The sequence below is a fragment of the Streptomyces sp. CT34 genome (genome assembly GCF_000805335.1).
In the GTDB taxonomy this organism is placed as follows: Bacteria; Actinomycetota; Actinomycetes; order Streptomycetales; family Streptomycetaceae; genus Streptomyces.
Genome location: NZ_KN708638.1, coordinates 7,827,542 through 7,854,484 on the forward strand (window position 1 = coordinate 7,827,542; position 26,943 = coordinate 7,854,484).

29 protein-coding genes and 1 pseudogene are annotated in these 26,943 nt (G+C 72.4%); 12 read left to right on the plus strand and 18 right to left on the minus strand.

What is annotated here, in order from left to right:
• The 4 genes from RZ84_RS40035 to RZ84_RS33815 all read left to right on the plus strand — a co-directional run.
• Window positions 1-1,042, plus strand: a 1,042-nt coding sequence (locus tag RZ84_RS40035; protein WP_198540100.1) for a phosphopantetheine-binding protein, incomplete at its 5' end; no start/stop codon positions are given.
• Window positions 1,042-1,884 carry a thioesterase II family protein gene (locus RZ84_RS33805; RefSeq protein WP_078894473.1) on the plus strand — a complete coding sequence of 281 codons (843 nt, stop codon included), beginning with the start codon at window positions 1,042-1,044 and terminating at the stop codon, window positions 1,882-1,884. The genes RZ84_RS40035 and RZ84_RS33805, both read left to right, overlap by 1 nt.
• Window positions 1,881-2,699, plus strand: a complete 819-nt coding sequence (locus RZ84_RS33810; protein WP_043268394.1) for a hypothetical protein — start codon at window positions 1,881-1,883, stop codon at window positions 2,697-2,699. The genes RZ84_RS33805 and RZ84_RS33810 overlap by 4 nt, the downstream gene beginning before the upstream one ends.
• Window positions 2,696-4,462 (plus strand): non-ribosomal peptide synthetase, encoded by a 1,767-nt coding sequence (locus RZ84_RS33815; RefSeq protein ID WP_043268396.1) that lies wholly within the window; start codon window positions 2,696-2,698, stop codon window positions 4,460-4,462. The genes RZ84_RS33810 and RZ84_RS33815 overlap by 4 nt, the downstream gene beginning before the upstream one ends.
• 219 nt (window positions 4,463-4,681) lie before the next feature.
• Here the strand turns inward: RZ84_RS33815 and RZ84_RS38565 are convergent.
• The 4 genes and pseudogenes from RZ84_RS38565 to RZ84_RS33825 all read right to left on the minus strand — a co-directional run.
• Window positions 4,682-4,780 (minus strand): annotated as a pseudogene (locus RZ84_RS38565) (mismatch-specific DNA-glycosylase); the annotation flags it as partial.
• Between the two features lie 14 nt (window positions 4,781-4,794).
• The gene (gene purB / locus RZ84_RS33820) at window positions 4,795-6,228 is read right to left on the minus strand and encodes an adenylosuccinate lyase (RefSeq protein WP_043268398.1); all 1,434 of its coding nucleotides are present in this window, start codon (window positions 6,226-6,228) and stop codon (window positions 4,795-4,797) included.
• A gap of 116 nt (window positions 6,229-6,344) precedes the next feature.
• A complete protein-coding gene (locus tag RZ84_RS40040) occupies window positions 6,345-6,509 on the minus strand; it encodes a hypothetical protein (protein ID WP_198540101.1) in 165 nt (54 codons plus the stop codon).
• Window positions 6,510-6,666: 157 nt separating this feature from the next.
• On the minus strand, window positions 6,667-7,542 hold the full coding sequence (locus RZ84_RS33825) for an SGNH/GDSL hydrolase family protein (protein WP_043268400.1): 876 nt from the start codon (window positions 7,540-7,542) through the stop codon (window positions 6,667-6,669).
• Window positions 7,543-7,642: 100 nt separating this feature from the next.
• On the opposite strand from RZ84_RS33825, the gene RZ84_RS33830 reads away from it, so the two are divergent.
• On the plus strand, window positions 7,643-8,266 hold the full coding sequence (locus RZ84_RS33830; RefSeq protein ID WP_043268401.1) for a TetR/AcrR family transcriptional regulator: 624 nt from the start codon (window positions 7,643-7,645) through the stop codon (window positions 8,264-8,266).
• Here the strand turns inward: RZ84_RS33830 and RZ84_RS33835 are convergent.
• The 6 genes from RZ84_RS33835 to RZ84_RS33860 form a co-directional block, all read right to left on the minus strand.
• Entirely contained in the window at window positions 8,241-9,482 is a 1,242-nt protein-coding gene (locus RZ84_RS33835; protein ID WP_043268403.1) for an FAD-dependent oxidoreductase, read from the minus strand. The genes RZ84_RS33830 and RZ84_RS33835 overlap by 26 nt on opposite strands.
• A 153-nt stretch (window positions 9,483-9,635) precedes the next feature.
• Window positions 9,636-10,655 (minus strand): hemolysin family protein, encoded by a 1,020-nt coding sequence (locus RZ84_RS33840; RefSeq protein ID WP_043268406.1) that lies wholly within the window; start codon window positions 10,653-10,655, stop codon window positions 9,636-9,638.
• A complete protein-coding gene (locus tag RZ84_RS33845) occupies window positions 10,652-11,998 on the minus strand; it encodes a hemolysin family protein (protein ID WP_043268408.1) in 1,347 nt (448 codons plus the stop codon). Before RZ84_RS33845 ends, RZ84_RS33840 begins: the two co-directional genes overlap by 4 nt.
• A gap of 209 nt (window positions 11,999-12,207) precedes the next feature.
• Window positions 12,208-12,633, minus strand: coding sequence for a GNAT family N-acetyltransferase (locus RZ84_RS33850; RefSeq protein WP_043268410.1), 426 nt, complete (start codon window positions 12,631-12,633; stop codon window positions 12,208-12,210).
• Window positions 12,634-12,687: 54 nt separating this feature from the next.
• Window positions 12,688-13,578: an LLM class F420-dependent oxidoreductase gene (locus tag RZ84_RS33855; protein ID WP_043268412.1), complete on the minus strand. Its 891-nt coding sequence runs from the start codon at window positions 13,576-13,578 to the stop codon at window positions 12,688-12,690.
• A 251-nt stretch (window positions 13,579-13,829) separates the two neighbouring features.
• Window positions 13,830-14,252, minus strand: a complete 423-nt coding sequence (locus RZ84_RS33860; RefSeq protein ID WP_043268414.1) for a phage tail protein — start codon at window positions 14,250-14,252, stop codon at window positions 13,830-13,832.
• A 720-nt stretch (window positions 14,253-14,972) separates the two neighbouring features.
• Here RZ84_RS33860 and RZ84_RS33865 point away from each other — a divergent pair.
• Genes RZ84_RS33865 through RZ84_RS33875 form a run of 3 tightly spaced genes read left to right on the plus strand, consistent with a single transcriptional unit; the run spans window position 14,973 to window position 16,605 of the window.
• On the plus strand, window positions 14,973-15,953 hold the full coding sequence (locus RZ84_RS33865) for a LysR family transcriptional regulator (protein ID WP_078894477.1): 981 nt from the start codon (window positions 14,973-14,975) through the stop codon (window positions 15,951-15,953).
• Between the two features lie 23 nt (window positions 15,954-15,976).
• On the plus strand, window positions 15,977-16,237 hold the full coding sequence (locus RZ84_RS33870) for a hypothetical protein (protein WP_043268416.1): 261 nt from the start codon (window positions 15,977-15,979) through the stop codon (window positions 16,235-16,237).
• A complete protein-coding gene (locus RZ84_RS33875) occupies window positions 16,234-16,605 on the plus strand; it encodes a hypothetical protein (protein WP_043268417.1) in 372 nt (123 codons plus the stop codon). The genes RZ84_RS33870 and RZ84_RS33875 overlap by 4 nt, the downstream gene beginning before the upstream one ends.
• Window positions 16,606-16,755: 150 nt before the next feature.
• On the opposite strand, the gene bioD is transcribed toward RZ84_RS33875, so the two are convergent.
• From bioD to bioB, 3 genes are all read right to left on the minus strand, one after another.
• Entirely contained in the window at window positions 16,756-17,457 is a 702-nt protein-coding gene (bioD, locus tag RZ84_RS33880) for a dethiobiotin synthase (RefSeq protein WP_043268419.1), read from the minus strand.
• 89 nt (window positions 17,458-17,546) lie between these two features.
• Window positions 17,547-18,860 carry an adenosylmethionine--8-amino-7-oxononanoate transaminase gene (locus tag RZ84_RS33885; RefSeq protein ID WP_043268421.1) on the minus strand — a complete coding sequence of 438 codons (1,314 nt, stop codon included), beginning with the start codon at window positions 18,858-18,860 and terminating at the stop codon, window positions 17,547-17,549.
• Entirely contained in the window at window positions 18,853-20,034 is a 1,182-nt protein-coding gene (gene bioB / locus RZ84_RS33890; protein ID WP_043268423.1) for a biotin synthase BioB, read from the minus strand. The genes RZ84_RS33885 and bioB overlap by 8 nt, the downstream gene beginning before the upstream one ends.
• 180 nt (window positions 20,035-20,214) lie before the next feature.
• Here bioB and RZ84_RS33895 point away from each other — a divergent pair, with 180 nt between their 5' ends.
• Entirely contained in the window at window positions 20,215-21,429 is a 1,215-nt protein-coding gene (locus tag RZ84_RS33895; protein ID WP_078894479.1) for an 8-amino-7-oxononanoate synthase, read from the plus strand.
• A gap of 292 nt (window positions 21,430-21,721) precedes the next feature.
• Window positions 21,722-22,150, plus strand: a complete 429-nt coding sequence (locus RZ84_RS33900; RefSeq protein ID WP_043268425.1) for an ATP-binding protein — start codon at window positions 21,722-21,724, stop codon at window positions 22,148-22,150.
• A gap of 24 nt (window positions 22,151-22,174) precedes the next feature.
• Here the strand turns inward: RZ84_RS33900 and RZ84_RS33905 are convergent, their stop codons facing one another.
• Window positions 22,175-23,104, minus strand: a complete 930-nt coding sequence (locus RZ84_RS33905; RefSeq protein ID WP_043268427.1) for a LysR family transcriptional regulator — start codon at window positions 23,102-23,104, stop codon at window positions 22,175-22,177.
• An 85-nt stretch (window positions 23,105-23,189) separates the two neighbouring features.
• On the opposite strand from RZ84_RS33905, the gene RZ84_RS33910 reads away from it, so the two are divergent.
• Window positions 23,190-23,870 carry a LysE family translocator gene (locus RZ84_RS33910; protein ID WP_043268429.1) on the plus strand — a complete coding sequence of 227 codons (681 nt, stop codon included), beginning with the start codon at window positions 23,190-23,192 and terminating at the stop codon, window positions 23,868-23,870.
• Between the two features lie 77 nt (window positions 23,871-23,947).
• Here RZ84_RS33910 and RZ84_RS33915 read toward each other — a convergent pair whose 3' ends face one another.
• The 3 genes from RZ84_RS33915 to RZ84_RS33925 form a co-directional block, all read right to left on the minus strand.
• Entirely contained in the window at window positions 23,948-24,412 is a 465-nt protein-coding gene (locus RZ84_RS33915) for a C40 family peptidase (RefSeq protein ID WP_043268431.1), read from the minus strand.
• A gap of 370 nt (window positions 24,413-24,782) precedes the next feature.
• Window positions 24,783-25,091 (minus strand): hypothetical protein, encoded by a 309-nt coding sequence (locus tag RZ84_RS33920; RefSeq protein WP_043268433.1) that lies wholly within the window; start codon window positions 25,089-25,091, stop codon window positions 24,783-24,785.
• 6 nt (window positions 25,092-25,097) lie between these two features.
• Window positions 25,098-25,733 carry an ATP-dependent Clp protease proteolytic subunit gene (locus RZ84_RS33925; RefSeq protein ID WP_043268435.1) on the minus strand — a complete coding sequence of 212 codons (636 nt, stop codon included), beginning with the start codon at window positions 25,731-25,733 and terminating at the stop codon, window positions 25,098-25,100.
• Window positions 25,734-26,124: 391 nt separating this feature from the next.
• Here RZ84_RS33925 and RZ84_RS40045 point away from each other — a divergent pair, with 391 nt between their 5' ends.
• Window positions 26,125-26,298, plus strand: coding sequence for a hypothetical protein (locus RZ84_RS40045; protein ID WP_241777981.1), 174 nt, complete (start codon window positions 26,125-26,127; stop codon window positions 26,296-26,298).
• A gap of 48 nt (window positions 26,299-26,346) precedes the next feature.
• Here RZ84_RS40045 and RZ84_RS33935 read toward each other — a convergent pair whose 3' ends face one another.
• A complete protein-coding gene (locus tag RZ84_RS33935) occupies window positions 26,347-26,919 on the minus strand; it encodes an Lrp/AsnC family transcriptional regulator (protein WP_241777982.1) in 573 nt (190 codons plus the stop codon).
• Window positions 26,920-26,943: the final 24 nt, after the last annotated feature.

The window sequence follows — 26,943 nt, forward strand, 5'->3', positions numbered from 1 at the left end:
GGTGCCCGACGAGGCGGCCGCCGATCGGTTCGGCGGGCCCGGCCCGGACGTGGAGGTGCTGGTGCCGACGGCGGGGGACAGCGAAGCGGACTCCTCGTTCTCCTCGTTCTCCCCGTCCTCCCCGTTCTCCTCGTTCTCCTCGTTCCTGGCGCGGCTGGAGTCCGTGCTGGCCCGGCGCGGAGGCGACGCCGACTTCGTGGTCGTCGCCCTGCACGAGGGCGTCACGGGGAGGGAGGACCTGGTGCAGGCGGTGGCCGGACTGGTCGCGGACAGTCCCTCGACCGAACTGCTGGTGTTCACGCAGCACCACGACGCTCCGTTGGGCAGCGTGCGCGCGGACCAACTCCGTGCGCTGACCGTACAGTTGCGGGCCCTGGGTACGACCGCCTCAACTGTCGGGTTCCAGGACGAGGCCGGTCTGCCTCCGTTGTGCGCACTGGTCGACGAACTGCACCGCAGGGGCGGCGTGGACGCGACAGCAACGCCCCTGGACTGGGACACGGTGATCAAGGCCGTGCCCGAACGCCTGCACGCGCAGCTGCAGTCGGTGCCCGCCGCCCGCGCCGCATGGGAGACCGCGCACGGCACCGGCACCCACGCGCCCGACTCGTCGGACGAGCAGCTGCGCACCCGGCTCGCGGGGCGCAGCCGTGACGAGGCGGCGGCGTTGATCGCCGAGGTCATCTGCCGGGAGGCGGCCGACGTGATCGGCTACGGGACGAGCCGCTCCCTCGGGGCGGACCAGCTCTTCACCGACCTGGGGCTCGGCTCCCTGATGGCGGTCGAACTGCGCAACCGCGTGGCCGCGCGCACCGGTCTCGATATCCCCGTCTCCCTCTTCTACGACCAGCCCACCCCCATGGATGTGGCGGCCCGGCTGGCGGAGACGGCGGCTGCGGGGGACGGGACCGCGCCGTCGACGGACCCGGCGCCGTACGCCGACGCGGGCGAAGCCACTGACGGGACCACCGCCGATACCACCACCGAAACCATCGAAACCACCGAAACCATCGACCAGGACACCGACGAGGAGGAGTACTGATGACTGGAGGAGTTGCGGCTCAGCCGGAACCCGCGGCGGAGCCATGGCTGAGACGATTCCACCCGGCGCCGTCGGCACGCGCCCGGCTGGTGTGCGCTCCGCACGCGGGCGGCGCGGCAACGGCATACCACGGCCTGTCGGAGCGGCTCGCCCCGGACGTCGAGGTGCTGACGGTGCAGTATCCCGGCCGTCAGGACCGCCGGCGCGAGCCCTTTGCCGGCAGCATCGGCGAGATCGCGGACCGGCTGGCGGAGGTCCTCCCGGCCGCCGGGGCGGACGGTGTGCCGCTGGTCCTGTTCGGACACAGCATGGGGTCGGCCGTCGTCTTCGAGCTGGCACGCCGACTGCCGCCGGACGCCGTCACCGGGTTGATCGTGTCCGGACGCGGCGCCCCGTCGCACGCCATTGCCGAGCCCGTTCCGCTGCACGACGAGGCGGCGCTGCTCAAGGAGATGCGCCTGCTCAACGGGACCGACGCGGACGTCTTCGCGGACCAGGACCTGTTGCGCATGGTGCTGCCGGCGGTGCAGGCCGACTACCGCATCATCCAGGCCTACCGGGCCGAGGAGTCCGCCACGATCGACGCGCCGCTGACGGTCTTCAGCGGTGACGCCGACCCGCGGGTGAGCGTCGACGCAGCCGCTGCCTGGCAGCAGCACTCCACCGGCCGGTTCCGCTCACGGGTCTTTCCCGGCGGGCACTTCTATCTGGACGACCTGTCCGTTTCCTTCGCCGAGCACGTCCGCGAGGCGATCGAACAGTTCCTCGACGACCGGTTCCTCGACGACCCGGACACGGCCACGTACTCGTACTCGTACTCACGCAAAGGGGCTTCATCATGAGCGACAGGTCGTCCCCCTGGACCCACCTCTGGGGCAGCGGGAAGGAAAGGGAAGTCGTCCTCGCCGTCGACTACCCGAAGACGGGGCGGCCGGAGGCGGGCTTTCCCGACCTGGCGGCCCACCTGCCCGACGACATCGAGCTGTGGGAGACCGCTCCGGTCTCGGTGGCCGGCACCGGGGGAGAACTGAGCGGCTCGGACTGGGTGGACCACTGGCTCCAAGGAGTCGTGGCCAACGACTGGACCGTCCAGGCCGTCATGGGGTTCTGCGCCTCCAGCCCCTACGCATCCACCCTGCGCGACCGGATAGCCGACACCCGGGGCAGCGCGCCCAAGCTGGTGCTGTTCGATCCCGACGTACCCCAAGAGTTCTATCTCGCCTGGCAGTTCACCCGGGTCATCGAGGGGTACTTGCCCGAGCTGACCCCGCAGGAGATCGCCGCCGCCAAGGAGACCGCCGAGCGGGTGCGCGACGCGCACGACACGATGTCGGGGCTGGCCCGGGCGCTCCTCGACATCGGCCGTCCCCTGATCGAGCTCAACTGCGGCCGAAGCGGACTGGACGCCGCCCGCACCCAGGAGCTGTTCGACGCCTTCCGCACCTACGTCTCCTACCAGGTCGGCGCCAACGCGGTGGCCGTCGCGGACGCCGAGGCGTTGCTCGCGAGCTGGTCGACCGCCACGGCCGTCTCCTCGTCCACCCCGGGCGACGGCGCCAAGGCCGCGGCCGAGGAGCTCTCGTTCCCCTCGACCACCCACGCCGACCTGCTGCGCAGCCGCGAGGTGGCCGAGGCCGTCACCGGACTCCTGCGATGAGTGCCCCGCTGCTGCCGGAGCTGCTCGACGACCGGGCGCGGCACGGTCCGGACGAGCTCGCCGTCGTCGGCCCCGACCGCTCCCTCACGTTCGCCGCCCTGCGGGAGGAGGTGGCGGCCGTCGCCCGCGGACTGCAGGCCAGGGGAGTGCGGCGCGGCGACCTGGTAGCCGTACTGCTGCCCCGCACGGCCGATGTCGTGGTGTCGGTCTTCGGCATCCTCGCGGCCGGTGCCGCGGTCGTCCCGGTCGACGCGAGCTACCCGCCGGACCGCATCGCCACCATGATCGCCGACGCCGACCCGGCGGCGATCCTCGCCGACACCTCCCTGCCCGTCCTGCCCGCGCTGCACCCCTCCCGGCTCTGCAGCCCGGCGGACATGCGGATGTCGTCCGGTGAACGGCCGACACCGCCGCACCCCTCCGACCTGGCCTACGTGCTCTACACCTCGGGGTCCACGGGCAAACCCAAGGGCATCATGATCGAGCACCGCTCGATCGCCAACCTCTACGCCTCCCACCGGGACCGGATGTTCGCACCGGCGACCGCCCTGGTCGGCGCGGAGCGGCTGCGGGTGGCCCACGTGGCCGCGTTCTCGTTCGACGCGTCCTGGGACCCCCTGTTGTGGATGCTCGCCGGGCACACCCTGCACATCGTCGACGAACCGACGCGCCGGGACCCCGTCGCGCTGACCGCCTATCTGCGCGAGCATCGGATCGACTTCCTGGAGACGACACCGAGTTACGCGGAACAGCTCACGGCCGCAGGCGCCTTCCGCCCCGGAGAGGGACATGTGCCGCGCGTGCTCGCGGTCGGCGGCGAGGCGGTCGGCAGGCGATTGTGGGAGGAGTTCCACACCCGCCGGGACATGCTGGTGTTCAACCTGTACGGCCCGAGCGAGGCGACCGTGGACGCCGTCATGGCCACCTTCGACGAGGCACCCGACCCCGTCATCGGCACGCCGGTCGCCGGGGTCACCGCGTACGTCGTCACCCCCGAGGGGACCATCGCCGCTCCCGGCGAACCCGGTGAACTCTGCCTGGGCGGGGCGGGGGTGGGCCGCGGCTATCTGGGGCTGCCCGATCTGACCCGCGAACGGTTCGTGCCCGATCCGTTCGCGGGCGGGGAGCGACGGATGTACCGCACCGGGGACATCGCCGTCCTCGGCGCCGACGGCCGGCTGCGCTACCTCGACCGCGCCGACCAGCAGGTCAAGGTACGGGGCTACCGAGTCGAGCTGGGTGAGATCGAGGCGGTCGCGGCGCGCGATGCCGCCGTGGCCCGGGCGGTGGCGAGCGTGCACCGGGAGACGTTCGACGGTACGCCGTTGCTGCGCTGCCACGTCGTCCCAACGCCCGGTGCCCGGCCTGACCTCCAGGCGGTCCGCGATCGTCTGTCCAGGGCACTCCCCGCCTACATGATCCCCACCGAACTGGACGTGATCGACGAGGTGCCACTGACCCCGAACGGCAAACTGGACCGGGCCCGCCTGGCAGCCCTGCCACTCTCCACGCTCGCCGCGGCGGACCCCGTATCCGGGAACGACGAAACGGCCGAACTCTCCGCCCAGGAGCGGCTGTCGCGCATTGCGGCCGGCCTCCTGGGTCGGCCCGTGGCCGAAGACCAGGACCTCTTCCAGGCGGGCGGCGACAGCATGACGGCCGCGCGCCTGGTGGGCGCGGCGCGATCGTACGGCTTCGAGGTGAGTCTCGAGGCCGTCTTCGAGTGCCGCACGGTGAAGGCGCTGGCGGAGCGCGTGGGCTGAAGCGTGACGTCCATCGTTGCCGATGATCGCCGCCGTGCGATTGCGTCAGGGCAAGTCCGCCGACGCCCGCGGCGCCGAAGAGTTCGCCGCCGAGACCCCGGCCACCGCGAAGGAGGCCGGCTGCACGGGAAGGTGGATCGTGCGCGCGGACAGCCAGTTCTACAACGCCGGCGTGGCCGCCGCCTGCCGCCGGGCCAGGGCCCATTTCTCGATCACGACCGGCATGAAGCCGCAGAAGAGCACCCGCAGACCGCTCGCGGCCACGTCCGGGACGAGGCGGTCGCGAGCGGCCTCCAGTTCTTCGGGGGTGAAGCGCACGGCAGCGGCCAGGGTCAGAGGATCGCGCCCGGGGCGTAGGCGGCGGCCTCGGGGTGCCGCTTGGCGATCTCCTCGATCCGCGCGACGACGGCCGCCACCTGGTCGCCGGCCGCCCCGGTGAAGGACAGCTTGTCCGCCATCAGCGCGTCCAACTCCGCCTTGTCCAGCGGGATGCGGGTGTCCGCCGCCAGCTTGTCCAGCAGCTCGTTGCGCTCCGCGCCCTGCTCGCGCATGGCCAGCGCCGAGGCGACCGCGTTCTCCTTGATCGCCTCGTGCGCCTCCTCGCGGCCGACACCGGCGCGTACGGCACCCATCAGCACCTTGGTCGTGGCGAGGAAGGGGAGGTAGCGGTCCAGTTCGCGGGCGACGACGGCGGGGAAGGCGCCGAACTCGTCGAGCACGGTCAGGAAGGTCTCCAGCAGACCGTCCAGCGCGAAGAAGGAGTCGGGGAGCGCGACCCGGCGGACCACGGAGCAGGACACATCGCCCTCGTTCCACTGGTCGCCGGAGAGCTCGCCGGCCATCGAAGCGTAGCCGCGCAGGATCACCATCAGCCCGTTGACGCGCTCGCAGGAGCGGGTGTTCATCTTGTGCGGCATCGCCGAGGAGCCGACCTGGCCGGGCTTGAAGCCCTCGGTCACCAGCTCGTGCCCGGCCATCAGCCGGATCGTCTTGGCCAGCGAGGACGGGGCGGCGGCCAGCTGCACCAGCGAGGTGACCACCTCGTAGTCCAGCGAGCGCGGGTAGACCTGGCCGACGGAGGTGAACGCCCGGCCGAAGCCGAGGTGGGCGGCGATCCGCTGCTCCAGGTCGGCGAGCTTGCCGGCGTCACCGCCGAGCAGATCGAGCATGTCCTGGGCGGTGCCGACCGGGCCCTTGATGCCGCGCAGCGGGTAGCGGGAGAGCAGCTCCTCCAGCCGCGCATAGCCGACCAGCAGTTCGTCGGCGGCGGTCGCGAAGCGCTTGCCGAGCGTGGTGGCCTGCGCGGCGACGTTGTGCGAGCGGCCCGCCATGACCAGCTCGGAGTACTGGGCGGCCAGCGAGCCGAGCCGCGCCAGCACGGCGACCGTACGGTCCCGCATCAGCTCCAGCGACAGCCGCACCTGGAGCTGCTCGACGTTCTCGGTCAGGTCGCGGGAGGTCATGCCCTTGTGGACCTGCTCGTGGCCGGCCAGCGCGTTGAACTCCTCGATCCGCGCCTTGACGTCGTGCCGGGTGACCTTCTCGCGCTCGGCGATCGAGGCCAGGTCGACGGTGTCCAGGACCCGCTCGTAATCGGCGAGCGCCTGCTCGGGAACCTCCACCCCCAGGTCCTTCTGGGCACGCAGCACCGCGAGCCACAGCTTCCGTTCCAGCTTGACCTTGTACTCGGGGGACCACAGCACGGCCAGCTCCGCGGAGGCGTAGCGGCCGGCCAGGACATTGGGGATGCGAGGCTTCGCAGACACAGCAGTCACGTGGCCAGAGTCTACTGGCGGTTTGCGCAGGCCAGCGCGCCGCCCCGGCCTGTGCGTTCCTCCAACGGGCAGCGGGCGCGCCGTCGGGTGCGCTCCGGCGCCCGCCGTCAGTCCTCGTCGTCCTCCGCCCGTCGCTCGCCCTCCGCCTGGGACGGCTGGGTGCGCATCGTCTCCGGGTGCCGCAGCTGCCGCTGCTGGCCCGGATCCATGTCCTCTTCCAGCCGCTCGCCCTCGGCCTGCGACGGGGTCGTGTACTCGTCGTACTCGCTCATGGCCGCCTCCGTACGATCAAGACATATCGAGAGATATCGGGAAGTATCAAGGAGTATGCCGACAAGTTGAGCGTAACGCCTGGACAGGCCGGCGACCCGGGCCGCTCGCCGGAGTCCGGCGGGGCGGCGGGGGAGCGGCGGTCGGGGCGTTCGTGGACTACGCCTCCACCTCGCGCCAGTCCGTCACCGGTCCGGGGTGTGTGTGGTCGGCGGGGGTTATCCAGAAGGCCCTGCCCCGGTCGGCGCTGAACTGGGCGCCGGTGCGGCCGTCCCCGGACGACCGCCCGGTGAGCCGGCGGCCGATCCACGGCACCAGGTGCTCGCGGGCGAACCGGAGATCCGCGGAGCGGCGGGCGGCCCAGCCGGGCGGCGCGGCGGCCGGCAGCGGGGCGTCCCAGTCCGACTCGGCGGGCAGGCCGAGCCGCTGCCAGACGGCCTCGGCCACCCGGCGGTGGCCCTCGGCGTTGAGGTGCAGCCGGTCGTCGGCCCACAGCCGGGGGTCGGCCAGGGCCCGCGACGCGTAGAGGTCGACGACCAGGGCGTCGTGCCGGGCGGCCAACTCGTCGAGGTGGGCGAAGAGCTGCTCCATGCGCGGACGGAAGCGTTCCAGTACCGGACCGCGCCGGCCGGGGCTGCGCATGAGGACCAGCTGTCCGCCGCCGCGCGCCAACAGGCCGGCGGCGGTGGTGAGGTGCGCGCAGACCTGGTCGACGTCGCACTTGGGCCGCAGCACGTCGTTGAGGCCGCCGACCAGGGTCACCAGGTCGGCGCCCATCGACGCGGCCGGCCCGCACTGGTCGTCGAGGATCTGCCCGATGAGCTTGCCGCGCACCGCGAGATTGGCGTACCGGAAACCGGGCGAGCGAAGCGAGGTGGGGGTGCCCCCGGCCGAAGGCTGGGGGAGCGTCGCGAGCCGGGCGGCGAGCAGATCCGCCCAGCCCCGGTAGGAGCCGTCGGGGAGCCCGTCCGACATGCCTTCGGTGAAGCTGTCGCCGACCGCGACGAAACTGGTGTATCGGGCATTCATCTCCATGGCGCGCTGATCCTATCCCGCGGTGTACGGTCGGGTGGCGGCAGGACCGCGGGACAACACAAGGCAGCCGGCGGTGGCGAAAGGCAGAGGTACGGGTGCGATGACTCCTCGGCAGCGCGCGGATTCCGAGGCGAAGACGTTCACCGAGCGGGCCCGCCGGCAGCAGTTGATCGACTGCACCATCGACCTGATCTCGACCCGTGGTTATCCGGCGACCTCGCTGTCCGCGATCGCCGAGCGGGCCGGGGTCTCCAAGGCCGCGGTGCTCTACCACTTCTCCTCGAAGGACAACCTCACCCGCGAGGCGCTGACCCAGGTGCTGGACCAGTTCGGCGGCTATGTCGCCGAGCGGGTGGCCGGGGCCCCGGACCCGCAGGCCGCGGTCGTCGCCTACGTCCACGCGATGATCGGCTATCAGCGCGACCACCGCCGCCAGGTCCGGGTGATCACCGAGATGCTGCTCGACGACCAGGGCGGCACCCGCCTCAAGACGCCCGGCTCGCATGACACCCACGACCGCTGGCAGACCCTGGCAGGCATGCTGACGGAAGGTCAGAAGGTTGGTGTGCTCCGGGAGTTCGATGCCCGTACGGTGGCGCTCGCGATCGGCGGCGCGATCGACGGGGTGATCGGGCACTGGCTCGCCCACCCGGACCTCGATCTGGACGCCGCCGCCGCGGAGTTGGAGACCTTCACCCTCAACGCGATCGCACGCCGGCCCTGACGCGGGCGAAGTCCGGGGTCGGCTCGGGGCGGATGCCGATACCGCCGAGATAGCCGGTGACGGTCCGCAGTGCGGGCACCCGCCGCAGCAGCTTCATCGGCACCGGCAGCCGGTCCCCGTGGAGCGTGCCGTTCAGCGCGGACCGGATCATGGCGTGCTCGCTCTCCTGCGACTTCTGCACCACGGCCATCGGCCACTCCCGGCGCTTCTGCACCCGGGCCAGGTCCTCGGTGCCCACCGTCCCCCGGCGCAGCGGTCCGGCCAGGATCCGGGCCGCGGCCACCGCGTCCTGGAGGGCGAGGTTGACGCCGACGCCGCCGACCGGGGACATGGTGTGCGCGGCGTCGCCGATGCACAGCAGGCCGGGCCGGTGCCAGCGCCGCAGCCGCCCGAACGTCACCTCCAGCAGTTTCACGTCGTCCCAGGAGCCGATCGTGCCGGTCACCGCGTCGTCCCAGCCGAACAGCGCGCCCAGCCGGTCCCGCAGCCACTGGATGTCATGGCCGCGCATGGCGGCGTCCCGGCCCTTGCCGATCAGGTAGGACGTCTGGAAGTACGTGCCGCGGTCCATGGTGACCGCGGCCTGGCCGCCGCCGAACCGGGCGAACACCCGGCCTCCCTTGAGCCCGTCGGCCGGCGCGTCCACCCGGATCTGCCAGACGTCCATCGGCACCTCGAACTGTCGCTGGCGCATCCCGGCCGCCTGCCGGATCGGCGAGTCCCGGCCGTCGCAGGCGACCGTGAGATCCGCCGCCAACTCCCCGGCGGCGCCGTCCTCGTCGACGTAGCGGACCCCGGTGACCCGGCCGCCGTCGGTGAGCAGGCCGGTGGCCCGGGTGCGCATCCGCAGGGTGAAGGACGGCTCCTCGGCGGCGGCGCCGGCGATCAGGTTGAGGAAGTCCCACTGCGGCACCATGGCGAAGTACTTGTGCCGGCCGGGGATGCGCCGCATATCGGCCAACACGACGGTGGTGTCGCCGATCTGCGCCCGCATCTCCTCCAGTTTGGGGAACGGCAGCCGGGCGAACTCCGCGCCCAGCCCGAGGTCGTCGAGCAGGTTCAGGGTCGACGGGTGGACGGTGTCCCCGCGGAAGTCGCGCAGGAAGTCGCCGTGCTTCTCCAGGACGGTCACCTCGATGCCGGCCCTGGCCAGCAGCAGACCGAGCATCATCCCGGACGGGCCGCCGCCCACCACGCAGCAGGTCGTGCGCTCCATGTTGTTGCCCCCTCGTCGCGTACGCGTACGGATGCGATGGCTGATCGGCGGGCAGCCGCGCAAAACGCGACTGACCGATCGGTTAGCAATCTAACCGATCGGTCAGGGAGTGTTTCGCGGGGGCTCCGATTCCGCCGAGCGGCGGGGGCCGGGTCAGAGCGCGGGCTGTTGCAGCACCAGCTCCCGCAGCACGTCCTCCATCGTCACCAGCCCGGCCAGCCGCCCGTCGTCGCCGATCACCCCGGCCAGATGTGTACGGGAACCGCGCATCGCGGTCAGCACGTCGTCCAGCGGTGTCGCGGCCCGTACGCGGGCGATCGGGCGCAGCGCGGAGACCGGGAAGGGAGCCGTGCCCGACGCGGCGTCCAGGGCGTCCTTGACGTGCAGATAGCCGAGGATGCGGCGGGTGTCGTCGACGACCGGGAAGCGCGAGAAGCCGGACTCGGCGGCCAGCTGCTCCAGCCCCTCGGGGGTGATCCCCATCCGCGCCGAAACGACCTTGCTCACCGGCAGCACCACGTCCCGGACCGGGCGGCGGCCCAGCTCCAGGGCGTCCCGCAGGCGCTCCTGGGCCCGCTCGTCGAGCAGCCCGGCGGCTCGCGAGTCCTCGACCATCTTCGCCAGCTGGTCGTCCGAGAAGGTCGCGGCGACCTCGTCCCTGGTCTCCACCCGCAGCAGCCGCAGCAGACCGCTGGCGAGCGCGTTGACCGAGAAGATCACCGGACGCAGCGCCCGGGTCAGCGCGACCAGCGGCGGCCCCAGCAGCAGTGCGCTGCGGACCGGTTCGGCCAGCGCCACGTTCTTCGGCACCATCTCGCCGAAGAGCATGTGGAGATAGGTCGCCGCGGCCAGCGCGATCACGAACGAGATCGGATGGATCAGCGCGCCCGGGACCGACACCGCGTCGAACACCGGCTCCAGCAGATGCGCGATGGCCGGCTCGGCGACCGCGCCCAGCACCAGCGTGCACAACGTGATACCCAGCTGGGCGGCGGCCAGCACCGACGACACGTGCTTCAGGCCCCACAGCACGCTGGTCGCCCGGCGGTCCCCGGCCTCCGCGTGCGGCTCGATCTGACTGCGGCGCACCGAGATCAGCGCGAACTCGGCACCCACGAAGAAGGCGTTGACGATCAGGGTCAGCAGCCCGACGAACAGCTGGAGCGCGGTCATCGGACGGCCTCCTCGTCACCGTCGGCGCCGGCTGTGCCCTCAGGGGGTGCGTGCAGCAGCACCCTGGCCGCGCGGTGGCCGGACGCGTCCAGCACGTCCATCGACCAGCCCGCCACCTCCACGGTGTCGCCGGGCGCCGGTATCCGGCCGAGCTCGGTGGCGATCAGCCCGGCGAGGGTCTCGTACGGGCCGTCCGGCAGCCGCAGACCGATCCGTTCCAGCTGGTCGGTACGGGCGGCGCCGTCGGCCTGGTAGATGGCGCGCCCGTCCGCGTCCGTACCGGCCGGGGCCAGGTCGGGGATCTCCATCGGATCGTGCTCGTCGCGGACCTCGCCGACCACCTCCTCGACGATGTCCTCCAGGGTGGCGACGCCGGCCGTGCCGCCGTACTCGTCGATGACCACGGCCATCGTGCGCCGGCCGGACAGCCGGTCCAGCAGCCGGTCCACGGTCAGCGTCTCGGGCACCAGCAGCGGCTCGCGCAGCAGGCCGGCGATCGGATGGCGGGGGCGCCGCTCGGCCGGCACGGCCAGCACGTCCTTGATGTGGGCCACCCCGACGACGCTGTCCAGGCTGCCGCGGTAGACCGGGAAGCGGGACAGCCCGGTGGCCCGGGTGGCGTTGGCGACGTCCTCGGCGGTGGACTGCACGTCCAGGGCCACCACCTGGACCCGCGGTGTCATCACGTTCTCCGCGGTCAGGTCGGCGAGGTTGAGGGTGCGTACGAAAAGCTCGGCGGTGTCCGGCTCCAGGGCGCCCTCCTTCGCGGAGTGCCGGGCCAGCGCCACCAGCTCCTGCGGGCCGCGCGCCGAGGCCAGCTCCTCGGCCGGCTCCAGGCCCATCCGGCGGACCATGCGGTTGGCGGCGTTGTTCAGATGCCTGATCAGCGGCTTGAAGGTGGCGCTGAAGCCGCGCTGGGCGGTGGCGACGTTCCTGGCGATGGCCAGCGGGCTGGAGATCGCCCAGTTCTTGGGGACCAGCTCGCCCACGACCATCAGCACCACGGTGGAGATCGCCGTGCCGAGGACCAGGGCCACCGAGTCCGCGGCGGAGCGCGGCAGCCCGATCGCGGCCAGCGGCCCGGACAGCAGCGTGGCGATGGCCGGCTTGGAGAGCATGCCGATGAGCAGGCCCGTGACCGTGATGCCGAGCTGGGCGCCGGAGAGCTGGAAGGTCAGTCCGCGGACGGCCTTGAGGGCGCTGTCCGCACCGCGCTCGCCGCGCTCGGCGGCGCGCTGGAGATCACTGCGCTCCACCGTCGTCAGCGAGAACTCCGCCGCGACGAAGACGCCGCAGGCGAGGGTCAGGAGGAGTGCCACGGCCAGCAGGAGCAGGTCGGTCATCGGGTCACCTCCGTCCCATGTTCGAACAGGATCGGGAGGTTCGCGCCCTGTTGCCAGGACGCTCGACAACGGAGAGGTCCGCCCATGGCTGGACGCTCACACACCTTTCGTCGGGGGAGGGAAACTCAATAGTAAAGGGTCAGCAAAGTGGCGGAGATGGTGGGAGCCCGCCCCTCGGATACGGGGCGGGCTCCCACAGGGCATGCGGTTCAGTCGTCGAGGTGCTTGACCCAGCGGCTCCACTGCGGCTCGGGAGCGTACCCCGCCGCCCGCCAGGCATGGTGCGCGAGCTCATTGCGATCCAGCACCATCGCATCGCCGCGCCGGCCGCCCAGCGCGGTGAACCGCGCCTCGGCCGCCGCCAGCAGTGCGCCGCCGGTACCGCGCCGGCGGCGGTCGGGATGGACGGCGAGCCGGTAGAGATGGCAGCGCCAGCCGTCGAAGCCGGCTATCACCGTGCCCACCAGCTCGCCCTCCTCCTCGGCGAGCAGCAGCGACTCGGGGTCGCGGGCCAGCAGCCGCGCCACCCCGTCCGAGTCGTCGCTGATGCTGGTGCCCTCGGCGGCGATCTTCCAGAAGGCGAGGACGGCATCGAGATCGGCCGGCGTCGCGGCCCGGACCTGGAGTTCAGTCATGATCCGATCCCATCACCGCGCGCCGCGGCATGTCGATCGGATTCCGCACCCCGGTCAGCTGCCCTTCAGCTCCTCGATCACCGGCGCGAACGCCTCCAGGAACGGGTCCAGCACGGTGATGTACGAGAAGCCGTACCGCTCCCGGCGCTCGCGCAGTTGCTCGGCCAGCTGCGCCGGCGTGCCGATCAGCAGGGTCGGCACCTCCAGCGCCTGCTCCTCGTCCACCCCGATGCCCCGTGCGGCGACCTCCCGGGCGGCTGCGCGGCGGTCGTCGGTCACCAGCACCTGCTGGACGAGAATGTTCAGCTCGGCCGGCTCGGCGCGGTCCGCGGCGTACTCCTGGTACGTGGCGACCGAGGCCGCCAGCTTCTCGGGCGGCAGCAGCTCCAGGGTGCCCTCCGGCTTGCCGGGTGCCTGCCGGCCGCCGGTGAACGCCGCGATCTCCGCGTGCCGCGCCGCCAGCCGCAGCATCCGCGGGCCGTTGCCGCCGATCAGCAGCGGCGGACGCGGCTGCTGAACGGCCTGCGGCCGGTACTCGGGGTCGCCGAGCAGCCGGTCCAACTCCCCGATGGTGCGCTCCAGATGGTCCACCCGCTGCCCGGGCGTACCGAAGGGCAGCCCGGCCGTGTCGTGCTCCGCCTTCACATACCCCGTGCCCAGCCCCAGCTCCAGCCGGCCGCCTGTGAGCGCGTCGGTGGTGGCCACCTCGCGGGCCAGCAGCGCCGGGTTGAAGAACCCGGCGTTGAGGACGAAGGTGCCCACCCGGGGACGTTCGGTGGCCTCCGCGGCGGCGACCAGCGCGGGGAACGGCGACGGCCACCCCAGATGGTCCGGTACGAGCAGCACGTCATAGCCCAGCTCCTCGGCTCGCCGGCACTTCTCGCGCCAGGCCGGGCCCGAGTCGATGGTGAGCATGTTGACGCCGAAGCGGAACGCACGTGGCATGAGGCCCCCTGGGGAGTGTGGTCGGTACCGCATGGTGGTCGGTACCGCTGCGGTAACGATCAACGCTCCGGCCCCTGTTCCCGCATTCCCGGTTGTTCCCGCACGATTTCCGGTTGTTCCCGCACGCTGCCGGAAACGGGGGAGCCCCGGCCCGCGGTCCGTGGAACCGGGGCCCCAGGGCCCCGGGCGCTGCGGGACGACGGCCGGGGCCCCGGCGACCCGTTCAGGTGGAGACTGTCAACCGGAGACCGTCAACCGGAGACCGTCAACTCCTCGTATTCCAGCGTCACCGACTCCTCGGCCGGCCCGTTTCCCGCCTCGTCCTCCAGGGTTTCCCACGAGGTCGGGAAGGCGTTGGCGAGGTGGAAGCGGCGCAACGGGGTGCGGTCGGCGGCGTAGTGGACGACGGTCACCGCTTGCCGGGCCGGAACTTCGGTGCGGTCCACCAGGCATCTCGTGAGCCAGTCGGTGAACGCGGTGCTCTTGTCCGGGCCGCGCACGATGGTGATTTCACCGGCCCGCCCCGGACCGTCCGGCTGCCGGTCGGCGCCCGATGACGCCGCGCCGATCGCCGGACCGGTCACCGAGCGGACCGTCTCGACCTGGAAGGCGCCGAGTTCGATGCTGACGGCCGAGGGGAGCGGTGCGTCCGCCGCTGCGTCTCCGTGGGACATGGGTCAACTCCTTTTCTGCTCATGGGGACTGGGCCGGCCGGCCCCGTGTCCGGTCGCCGGACCGCTGCCCGAGCCGGCCCCGCGGCATTCCCCGGCTCGCTCGAACGGAGTCAGGAAGAACGATTCGGCTCGCTCGGATGGCGCTGTGGCAGGGCAGCCCGGGACCGACGGCGATCGTCGGCGTACGCACACCGGCGTCGGCCGTGCCCGCTGCCCGGCTGTGCCTCCTGCCCGGCCGTACCTGTTGCCCGGTCGCGCCCCGGGGCGGCCCGGCGTCATCCAGGCGTGCGATGAAGGGAGTTCGCCGTGTCGGGCGGGGTGGCCGCCGTGGCGGATGCGGTGCCTGCCCGGCAGGAATCGGGCTGGGCGCGGTCGAGGCGACCAGGGCGGCCGAAGTGCCGCGGTGACCCTACCGGGCGGGGCGGCGGACAGGATGGCCGCCACCGGCAGCAGACAGCAGCAGGTCGCGATGGTGCCGGTGCGCCCGATGGCCACCGGGACGTCGTGCTGCGGATCGTGCATCTCGTCGCCCGCCGGGCGCCCCACCGCAGACCGCGGACCGGGCCGGTCCGCTGCCCCGGGAACGGTCCGCCCGCCCGCTCGACCGCCGGGCGCCCCTGTCCACGGAGGACTTCCCCCGCTAGGGTCGGCTGAGTTGTCGATCATGGCGCTTCCCCACGGCGCCCCGGGCGCCATGCGCCGAGCTCCGAGGGAAGGGCCGTGGAACTCAACCTCCACCGACTGTGGATCTTCATGCAGGTCGTCGAGCACCAGGGCTTCTCCGCCGCTGCGCAGCGGCTCTACATGAGTCAGCCGTCCGTCTCCAACCAGGTCCGCCGGCTCGAACAGTCGCTGCGGGTCACCCTCATCGACCGCTCCGGCACCCGCGCCCGGCCGACCGTCGAGGGCGAGGTGCTCGCCGAGTACGGCAAGCGGGTCTTCCTGCTCGCCGAGGAGGCGGTGGCCGCCGTCCAGCAGGTCGGCGGCCCGGTGTCCGGCCGCCTGCTGGTCGGCGGCTCCACCACCGTGGGCACGTATCTGCTGCCCGCCCTCCTGGCCCGCTACCAGCAGCACCATCCCGCCATCGACTGCGATGTCTTCGTCGGCAACCACGAGGCCGTGCGGGAGCGGCTGCTCGGTGGCTGCATCGGCATCGCGGTCGTCGCCGGCACACCGGACAGCGACCGGCTGGTCGTCGAGTCCGTCCTCGACGAGCACCCGGTCCTGATCGCGGCCCCGGACCATCCGCTGGCCGGCCGCGGCACGGTCGGCCCCGCCGACCTGACCGCCGCCCGCGCCCGCTTCCTGCTCCGCGAACCGGGCTCCCGGACCCGCGAACTCCAGGAAAGCGTCCTGGCCGACTGGGGCCTGGCCGACGCCCCGCGCGCCGACATCTGGGGCCCGGAGGCGGTCAAGCAGTGCGTGGCGGCCGGCCTCGGCCTGGCCCTGATCTCCGAACACGCCGTCGTCGACGAGGTCCGCGCCGGCACCCTCGCGGTACTCCCCGTCAGCCCCGCCCCGCAGCCCCGCCCCATCAGCCTGGTACGCCGCCGGGACCGCGTACTGTCCGCCGCGGAACGGGCGTTCCTGGAGGTCCTGAGGGGACTGCGGAACCGGCCGGAGGAGCGGGCGGCGAGCCCGGTACCCGCGGAGCGCGGGGGACACGCGGAGGGCGGTGGCGGCGGCTCTTGCCGGTGCTAGCGGATCCGCGCTAGCTTGGAAGCGTGGCGAAGACACAGCTGAACGTCCGCGTGGACGAAGCCACCGCCGAAGCGGCCCGGCAGCGGGCCCTCCAGCGGGGAGTGAGCATGAACCGCTATATCGAGGAACTCGTCCTCAAGGACGCGGGAGAGGTCGGCCAGACCTTCGTCGAGGCCGCCTCCGACTTCATGAAGCAGTACGAACGCGTCTTCGCCGAAGAATTCGGCCTGGAGCAGGGCCGCACCCCCCTCAGCCACCCGGAAGGACAGCCGGGCACAACGTGACACTGCGCATCGACCTCGCCTGGCTCCTCCTGATCGCCGAACAGCACACTCCCGGAGACCCCCAGGTCACCGACTGGGGCGCCCTGGTGGCCGCGGTGGGCCGCCACGAAGCGGAGATATTCGGCGTCCCCGTCTACCCCGAACCCCAGGACCGCGCCGCCGCGCTCCTCCAACTCCTGCTGCACGTACCGGCGTTGGAGCGCTCGAACGCCATGTTCGCGACCTCCGTGGCCTACGGCTATCTCGTCGCCAGCGGCCTGAAGGTTGCCACCTCTCCCGAGCAGGTCCGCGACCTGGCCCGCCTGGTCAAGGAAGGCACCGCGGACGTCTGCACCATCGCGGACGAGCTACGCACCTGGACGGTCTGACCGGGGATCACGCCGCGCGAGGGTGATGATCTCCGGGCACCCCGTCCGCCCCGCCGTCCGCGCTCTTCGCCATCGCGGCAGTATGCGGCGCAACTCGCCTGCCGTGCGAGCGGATTACGCGGGCGTGCGGATTACGCGGGGCCGTGCGGATTACGCGTGCGTGCGGAACGCGCCCGAGCCGCCCAGTTCCGGGGCCAGCCAACCGGGGGCGGCGGCACGGAAGACGGTCGGGGACAGGGTGCCGGAGCTCTCCGGGACCAGGCCGAGGAGTGGTGCGCCGGCGGCCTCGGGGAGGTCGGCGAGGTTGCAGCGGCAGGCGAGATCGGGGTCGGCGGGCCAGCTGCCGACGACGATGCCGGGGCAGTCGATGCCGTACGAGCGCAGCGCCATCGCGGTCAGCGCGGTGGTGTTGAGGGTGCCGAGGCCGGCCTGGACGACGACGAGGACGGGAGCCCCCGCGAGGCGGGCGGCATCGGCGAGGGTGTGGCCGTCCGCGTCGAAGCGGACCAGCAGCCCGCCGGCGCCCTCGACCAGGACCAGGTCGTGCGAGGCGGCCAGCTTCGCCGCGGCGTCGGCGATCTCCTGTGGGCCCACGGGCGGCAGACCGGCCCGCCGGGCGGCCGTCGCCGGTGCCAACGGCTCCGGGAAGCGGGCGAGTTCGGTGGCGGTGACCGGTCCGGCCAGCCGCTCGACCTCCGCCGCGTCGCCCGGCTCCTGGGCCGCAACGCCGGTCTGGGCGGGCTTGAGCACGGCCACCGAGCGGCCCTGGCCGAGCGCCGCCGCGGCGATCGCGGCCGTGGTCACGGTCTTGCCGATCTCGGTACCCGTGCCCGTGACGAACAGCACCGACATGGTGCGCCTCCGAAAAACTCCGTATGGGTGGTGAGGATGGGGCAGTTCAGGGGCGGGGGAGTGGTGACTCCCCCGCCCGGTGCGGGAGTTCAGCCCTCGCGGGCCGCGGCGCGGGCCGCCGCGCAGATCCGGGCCACGTCCTCGTCGCCGGTGATGTATGGCGGCATCGCGTAGATCAGGTCCCGGAACGGGCGCAGCCAGACGCCCTCGCGGGCCGCGGCGCGGGTAGCCGCCGCCATGTCGACGGCGTGGTCGAGCTGGACGACCCCGATCGCGCCCAGCACCCGGACATCGCGCACCCCGGGGATATCCCGGGCCGCCGCCAGCCCGTCCCGCAGCCCGCTTTCGACGCGCCCGACCTCCCGCGCCCAGTCCTGCGACAGCAGCAGCTCGATGGAGGCGTCCGCGACGGCGGCGGCCAGCGGATTGCCCATGAAGGTGGGGCCGTGCGCCAGCACCGGCAGCTCGCCGCGGGAGATGCCGTCGGCGATCTCCGCGGTGCACAGCGTCGCCGCGAGCGTCAGGTATCCGCCGGTCAGCGCCTTGCCCAGACACATCACGTCCGGAGCCACCCCGGCGTGCCCGGCGGCGAAGAGCGCGCCGGTACGGCCGAAGCCGGTGGCGATCTCGTCGAAGACCAGCAGCACGCCATGGGCGTCGCAGACCTCCCGCAGCACCCGCAGATAGCCGGGGGAGTGGAAGGACATCCCGCCCGCGCCCTGCACCACCGGCTCCACGATCACCGCGGCCAACTCGTCCGCGTGCCGGGCGATCAGCTCCCGCAGATGGTCCGCGTAGGCGCCGTCCGGTGCGGCGTCGAAACCGGCCGGCGGCGCGTCCGCGAAGATCTGCCGCGGGAGCACGCCCTGCCACAACTCGTGCATTCCGCCGTCCGGATCGCAGACGGACATCGGATGCCAGGTGTCGCCGTGGTACCCGCCGCGCCAGGTCAGCAGCCGCTGCTTGCGGGGCTTGCCGACCGAGCGCCAGTACTGGAGGCACATCTTGACCGCGACCTCGACCGACACCGAACCGGAGTCGGCGAGGAAGACGTGCCGCAGTGGTTCCGGGGTGATGTCGACCAGCCGCTTGGCCAGCCGTACGGCGGGCTCGTGGGTGAGCCCGCCGAACATCACATGGCTCATGCGGGACAGCTGGCCGTGGGCGGCGTCGTTGAGCACCGGGTGGTTGTACCCGTGCACCGCCGACCACCACGACGCCATGCCGTCCACCAACTCGACCCGGCCTTCTACGGGCCGGGCCAGCCGCAGCCGGACGCCGGCGGCCGACTCGACCAGCAGCGGCTCGCTCCGGCCCGGCATCGGCCCGTACGGGTGCCAGACGTGCTGCCGGTCGAGCGCGAGCAGTTCCTCGGGGGAGAGCGGGGTGCGCGGCTCAGGCATTGGGCGGCAGATCGGTGCCGGCGCCGCGGCGGCGCACCGCGACCAGGTCGTGCCGGGTGTCGCCGGAGGGCGCCGGGACGCCGGCGGTCTCCGCCGTACCGGAGACGGATGCGGAGGCGGCTGCCGCCCCGGCCGCCGCCGGTTCCGCCTCCGCTGCCGGCTCCTCGCTCCTGCGGTGTTCCGGCAGCGTCGTGGTGTCCGTACCCTCCACCTCGAAGCCGGCGTCCGCGATCATCGCCAGATCGTCCTTGCCGGCCTGGCCCTCGCTGGTCAGATAGTCGCCGAGGAAGATGGAGTTGACCAGATGGAGGGCGAGCGGCTGCATGCTCCGCAGGTGCACTTCCCGGCCCCCGGCCAGCCGTACCTCCACGTCCGGGCAGACGAACCGGACCATCGCCAGGATGCGCAGGCAGCGCTGCGGGGTGAGGTTCCACTCCTTGGCCAGCGGCGTGCCCTCGAACGGGATCAGGAAGTTGACCGGTACCGAGTCCGGGTCCAGCTCGCGCAGCGCGAAGACCACGTCGACCAGGTCGGCGTCGCTCTCGCCCATACCGGCGATCAGCCCGGAGCACGCGGACATGCCCGCCGCCTGCGCCTGCTGGACGGTGTCGACCCGGTCGGAGAAGTCGTGTGTGGTGCAGATGTCGCCGTAAGTGGCTTCCGAGGTGTTGAGGTTGTGGTTGTACGCATCGGCGCCCGCCGTGCGCAGCCGTTCCGCCTGGCCCTCGCTGAGCAGTCCCAGGCAGGCGCACACCTCCACGCCCTCGTTCTGCTCCTTGATGGCGGAGATGGTCTCCGAGACCCGTGCCACGTCCTTGTCCGTGGGGCCCCGGCCGCTGGCGACCAGGCAGACCCGCTTGGCGCCGCCGGCGACCCCGGCCGCCGCCGCCTTGGAGGCGTCGTCGGGCTTGAGCCAGGTGTACTTGAGGATCTCGGCCTTCGACCCGAGCCGCTGGGAGCAGTACGAGCAGTCCTCCGGGCACAGGCCCGACTTGAGGTTGACGAGGTAGTTCAGCTTGACCCGCCGCCCGAACCACTGGCGGCGCACCTTCCCGGCCGCGGCCACCACGTCGAGCAGTTCGTCATCGGATGTCGCCAGTACGGCGAGCGCCTCTTCGCGGGTCGGCACCTCGCGCCGCAGTCCCTTGTCCACCAATGTGTTCAGCAGGTCCATGGCGTTGATCCTGGCGTACGCCCTGCCTCCCGGCCAAGGAGGATTCCCACAATGCGCGCCGATCGGGGTGTGTGTATCACCACACTGTCTCCGTGCAGAACGACCGCTAACGTCTATCGACAGCCCACAATCACGGCCGATATGAAGCCCGCTTTCCAGGCCGCCGGACGAAGGACGCCGATGCCGCACGACCCTGCCCCGTCGCTGCTGTACGACACCCCGCCCGCGACGCCCGCCGCGCCCCCGCGACCGGCGTCCGGCGCGGCCTTCGACTGGATCGACACCGCACGCGCCGAACGCCGCCGCGCCGGACTCGTCCGGACGCTGCGGCCCCGCCCCGCCGACTCCCCGCTTCTCGACCTGGCGAGCAACGACTATCTCGGACTCGCCCGGCACCCCGAGGTGGTGCACGGCGCGGCCGAGGCCGCGTACCGCTGGGGCGCCGGCGCCACCGGCTCCCGGCTGGTCACCGGGAGCACCGAGCTGCACGCCCAACTGGAGTGCGCACTCGCCGAGTTCTGCGGCTTCGAGGCGGCGCTGGTGCTGTCCTCCGGCTACGCCGCGAACCTCGCCGCGGTCACCGCACTCACCGACCGCGGCACCCTGGTCGTCTCCGACGCGGGCAACCACGCCTCCCTCATCGACGGCTGCCGGCTCTCCCGGGCCCGTACCGAAGTGGCGCCGCACGCCGACCCGGAGGCGGTGCGCGCCGCGCTGACCGGCCATGACGGCCGGGCTCTCGCGGTGACCGACTCGGTCTTCTCCGTCGACGGCGACGCCGCGCCGCTGCCCGCGCTCGCCGACGCCTGCCGGTCCCGGGGCGCGGCCCTCCTGGTCGACGACGCGCACGGCCTGGGCGTGCTGGGCGACGGGGGCCGCGGCGCGCTGCGGGCCGCCGGACTCGCCGGGGACGCCGATGTGGTGACCACCGTGACGCTCTCCAAGTCGCTGGGCTCGCAGGGCGGCGCGGTGCTGGGCCCGGCCCGGGTCATCGAGCATCTGGTCAACACCGCCCGCTCGTTCATCTTCGACACCGGCCTCGCGCCGGCGGCCGTCGGCGGCGCACTCGCCGCGCTGCGGCTGCTGGAGCGGGAACCGCAACGCGCCGCGCGGGCCCGGGAGGTGGCGCGGGAGCTGCACACCCGGCTCACCGCGGCGGGCCTGGCGGCCGTCCGCCCGGATGCCGCGGTGGTCTCCGTACGCGCCCCCTCCCCGGAGGCCGCGGTGCGCTGGGCCGCCGACTGCCGCGCGGCCGGGCTGGTGGCCGGCTGCTTCCGTCCGCCGTCGGTGCCGGACGGGATCTCCCGGCTGCGGCTGACCGCCCGCGGGGACCTGACGGGTGACCAGATCGCCGCGGCGGTGGGCACGATCGTGGCCACCGCACCGCCGGCCTGAGCCGTCCGTGCGGCGGGGTCCGGCGCCGTACGGGCACCCCCGCCCGACCGGGCACCGCGGAACCGCGAGTGCCTCATATGCCCCAAATGCAGCCTCTGGTAGCAGAGTTCACCGCATCGGGCGATAGAACAGCGATAGAACTCTGTATATCTTGGGCGATCGCCCACCACACCGGCAGCATGGGTGGCAGTCTGGCGCACAGTACACATCCGAGGCCGTCGGCGTCCCGATCGGCATCTCGGCTTCCCGGCGGGCCGGAGCCGAGCCTCGGTGGGAAAGGGACGGCGTCGCCATGGCAGACCACCAGGAATCCACCCTCACCCTGCCGAGCCACCCGGCCTCGGTCGCCACCGCCCGCAGACACGTCCTGGACGTCCTCACCCAGTGGGGCCTTCCGTGCGGCTCCGACACCGCCGACTCCGTCCGGCTGATCGTCTCCGAACTCGCCACCAACGCCGTGCAGCACACCTTCGGCCAGTCCCCGACCTTCACCGTCGAGCTGCGGCTGGACCGCGACGAACGGCTGCGCATCGGCATCACCGACAGCCACCCCCGCTGGCCGCGCCGGCTGCCCGCCGCCGTCCAGCAGGACAACGGGCGGGGCCTGGTCATCATCCGCTGCCTGGCCGCGGAACAGGGCGGCCGGCTCTCCGTCGAGCCGACCGACACCGGCGGCAAGACCGTCTGGATCGCGATGCCGTGGCGGGCGGCGGTGCCCTGAGCACGCCGCGGCCGGCGGCGGCCGTCATGGCGTCGGGCCGCTGCGGGCGGGGTTGCGGGCGAAGGCACCGCGCAGCAGCGCCCGCAGGGTGTCCGCGGCCGGGGTCCCGCCACCGGACCGGTAGGCCACCGAGATCCGGCGGCGCAGCTCCGGCGGCTCCAAGTGCCGGATGCCCAAAGGAGTCACCGAGCCGGTCGCCATCATCTCCGGGACCACCGCCACCCCCAGGCCCGCGCTCACCAGCGCGCACACCACCGCATAGCCCGGCGACTCGCAGCGCACCGCGACACTCGCCCCCGCGGCGGCCAACGCCACTTCCACCGCTCGCCGGTTGGGGTCGGCCGGGGCCATACTGACCAGCGGCTGCCCGGCCAACTCGGCGAGCGGCAGCCGCCCGGAACCGGCCGACAGGGCATGGCCGGGCGCGGTGACCAGCACCAACTCCTCGGTCAGCAGCGCCTCCAGCCGCACCCCGTCCGGCAGCGGCAGCGCCTCGCCCGGAACGTACTCATGCGTCAGCGCCAGATCGACCTCCCCGACCGCCAGCGCTTCCGTCCCCCCGGGCGGTACGTACTCCGTGACGCTCAGCTCCACGTCCGGGTGGGCGCGCCGGAACGCGCTGAGCGCGGGCGGCAGCAGATGCGTACCGGCGGTCATGAACGTGCCGACCCGCAGCCGGCCGCCGGAGAGCCCGGCCAGCCGGGACAGCTCGTGCCGCGCCTGGTCCAGTTCGTCGAGCACCCGGCGGGCCCGGACCAGCAGCAGCTCGCCGGCCGCGGTCAGCCGGGCCCCGCGGTGATGGCGCACCAGCAGCGCCGTCCCGGTCTCCCGCTCCAGTTTGGCGAGCTGCTGGGAGAGCGCGGGGGCCGTGTAGCCGAGCCGGGCCGCGGCCCGGGTGATCGAACCGGCCTCGGCGACCGCTACCAGAGCGGCCAGCCGCGTGGGGTCGTACATCAAGCACCTCCATTAACCACCTCTTTAGGCTCCCCCAGAAGATTGCCAGTACCTAGTAAAGGCTGCGATCGGTGACGATGGCCGCATGGACGGACAGCTGATCACCTTCACCGGAGTCGCCGCGGGCATGGTCACCCTGCCGGGTGCGGACTTCGCGGTCGTGGTGCGCAATGCCCTCGACTCGCGCCGCGCGGGGGTGGCGACCGCGGTGGGCGTGGCGGGCGGACTGCTGGTGCACACCGCACTGGCGGTGGCCGGGCTGGCGGCGGTGCTGGTGGCCGTGCCCGCACTCTTCGGCGCCGTCCAACTCCTGGGCAGTTCCTACCTGTTGTACCTGGGCATCCGCGCGCTGACGGCGGTGCTGCGCCGACCGGCGGCGCCGCCGGACGGCGCGCCCGCGCCCCCGGACGCTCCCGCGGCCGCCCCCACGGCCGTCCCCGCCGGACCCGCGTCCGGCGCCGGTGCGGTGCGGAGCCTGCGCCAGGGCTTTCTGACCAATGCGCTCAATCCCAAGGCCCCCGTCCTCTTCCTCAGCCTGCTGCCGCAGTTCGTACCGGCGGGAGCGCCGGCGCTGCCCCGGACGCTGCTGCTGGCCGCGATCGTCGTGGCCATGGCACTGGTGTGGTTCCCCGCCGTCGCCCTGCTCGTCGACCGGCTCGGCACCTGGCTGCGCCGCCCCCGGGTGGCCCGCGCCCTTCAGGCCACCACCGGCGCCCTGCTCGCAGCCCTGGGCGGCATCCTGCTCGTCGAACTCGTCGTCGCCTGAGCACCCGCCCTGCGGGTGCCGCTCATCGACCCTCCACCGGATACCGCTGCCGGCCGGGCTTCATACATCACCGCGGGTCAGCGCACCCGCCCGTACCAGACCGCGCGGCTCCAGATCCGCTCCAGGCGGACCACGCTGCCGGATTTGGGCGCGTGCCAGATCCGGTCGCCGCCGGCGTAGATGCCGACATGGTAAATCCCCCTGCCGGAGTGGAAGAAGACCAGATCGCCGTCCCTGCGTGCGGCGCGCGAGACATGCTCGGTGTGGCGGTACTGGTCCGCCGCGGTACGTGGCAGCGACCGCCCGGCCCGCCGGTACGAATAGAGCGTCAGCCCCGAGCAGTCGAAGCTGTCCGGTCCCTGGGCGCCGTATTCGTAGGGAGCGCCTTTCTTGGAGGCGGCGATCCGCAGCGCGGTGGCGGGCACGGACGCCGCCTCGGTCGCTCCCGGGGCCGTCGCCGTGCCGCCCACCGTGACCAGTGCCAGGGCGGACACGGCGCCGGCACGCATCAGGAGATGCGGCACCTGCACGCGCATGGTCATGCGCAACCCTTCGTCAGCCGGTGATCCGGACAACGGCGGGGTTCAACTGCCCGTCCGGACCGCCCCGTCGCTGTGGCGGGGTCTTGTCGTCGAGGGGATCGTCACGCAACCACTCCCCGATTTCCGCGCTGAAATTGCCTTATGTGGCATTGGTCACATTTGGCCTCAATGGGGGATTTTTGCCGCTCCGGCGCGACGACCGGCGCGTCGCTGAGGCCGGGACCAGCGGCGAAACGCAAAGGTCAGCGGAAATCCCGGTGTTCCGCGCAATTTCTCGCTCCCTTGACGCAGGCGCGGATGCTACGCCGTAAGTGCGACCGGGAGTCGTCCGTGTCCCCTGCGTGGCCGTCGTGCGCATCGTGCCGGCGCGTCAGATCTCCTCCTGCGGCGGTACGGTGACGCGCCGGGCCCGGCGCTCCCCGTCCAGCACCCGCAGCGCCCGGCCCAGCGTCTCCTGGTGCAGTTCGCTCTCGCCCCGGTTGTGCATCAGCGTCAGCGCGTCCCGCAGCTCAGCGGCCTTGCCGACCAGTGCCTGGGCCGCGCGCAGGCTGCCGTAGGTGGAGCCGGTGCAGGCCGGGTTGATCCGGCCCAGCAGGTCCAGGGCCGCCAGATAACAGTCGATCAGCTCGCCCTCGGCCTGGGTCAGGGCGGGCAGCGGCGGCAGCTCCGGTGGCAGCACGGCGGCTCACCGCGCCACGTGCCGCGCGGCGGACCGCTTGCGGTCGTGGGTGAGCCCGTCGATCAGGCCGTACTCCCGGGCGGCGGGGGCGTCGAAGATCTTGTCGCGCTCGATGTCGGCTGCGATCCGCTCACGGGGCTGCCCGGTGTGCTCGGCCAGCATCTCCTCCAGCTTGTCGCGGGTGCGCAGCAGTTCCTCCGCCTGGATCTGCACATCGCTGGTCTGCCCCTGGACCGGCTCGGCGAACGACGGCTGGTGGATCAGGACCCGGGCCCGGGGGAGCGCCAGCCGCTTTCCCGGGGTGCCGGCGGCCAGCAGTACCGCGGCCGAGGAGGCGGCCTGCCCCAGGCAGACGGTCTCCACGTCGCAGGAGACGAAGCGCATCGTGTCGTAGATGGCGCACATCGCGGTGAACGAGCCGCCGGGGGAGTTGATGTAGAGCGAGATGTCCTGGTCGGGCGCGGCGTGTTCGAGGTGGATGAACTGCGCCATCACGTCGTTGGCGCTGGCGTCGTCGATGGGGGTGCCCAGGAAGACGATGCGTTCGCTGAGCAGCTTGGAGTACGGGTCCATGGTCCGGGTCCCGTTGGCGGTGCGTTCGGTGAACTCCGGCAGGACATAGCGCGCCGCGGGTCGCAGCATGATCGCTCCTTTCCGTCTGTAAAAAATGTACAGGACGTACATGTTGTCAGAATGGGAGCAGATTCTGGTGATCAACTGCAAGTCCCAGGTCAGAGGCTGTTTTAACTGTTCGCTGAGGGCGGATATCTCACAAATCTGTTCCTGGAACTGCGGCACAAGGTCGAGATCCACGGATGACCGGGCGGGGCGTCGAGTGCCCGATCGACGAGATGAACCGGCCGCGGGGAGCCAGGGACGCCGCCCTGCGGATCCCGCCGACCGAGCCGGAGGGCAGGCGCTGTTCACCGGCTGGGGCGGCGAACCGGCGCCCTGTTGCAAGTTCGCCCCCCACCGCGCGGAACTGCACCGCATCGACACTGATGTCGCAGGTCGGACTCAGGGTGAGCGAGGCATGCAAACTCGACCTGGCCGACATCAAGTGGAACTGGGACGCTTCGGCAAGCTCCACGTGCGTCACGGCAAGGGCGCCCGCGACTCGGGCCCGCGCGAGCGGATGGTGCCGCTGACCAACGGCGCCGACCGCACGCTGCGGTGGTTCAACGCACGAGATGCGCCGACCTGGTGACAAGCAGTGTGCCGTGCGCAAGCGAAACAGCAGGGGGCTGGTCGGTTGCTATGTCTGGTTCCCTGCCTGCTTGACGGTCCTGATCACTGGTGCCGTTTCGACGTGTGTGATGGCTGGGAGTGCGGCGACCCGGGTGGTCAGGTACCGGTACAGCTCTTGTTGGTTCGTGCACACCACGCTCGCGTACAGGTTGGTCGGGCCGGTCGTGGCGGCGGCGAACGCGACCTCCGGATGCCCGGCCAGCGCCTGACCGGCCTCCTCAAGGTGCGCGGGGGCTACCGAGAGCCAGAGCAGGGTTCGGGCGTTCACGCCGAACATGCGCCAGTCGACGTCGATGTCGAGATAGAGCAGGCCGTGTTCGCGCAGCTCCGTCATCCGGCGCCGGACCGTCGTCGGCGACCAGCCGGTCGCCGCGGCCAACTGCTCGAACCCGGCCCGGCCGTCGGTGGCGAGCAGGGCGAGGAGCTTGCGGTCACCGTCGTCGAGCCGCACCGGTCCCCGTCGATGCGGCACTGGAGGCGGGCGCAGTCGCTCGATTGCCTCCGCGTCCAACGACCCGAGTTTTCCGACCAGGTTGTCCGGGCCGCCGTAGAAGGCGTACAGCACGGAGTGCGCGGTCACGCCCTCCACGCGCGGGGTGCGGGG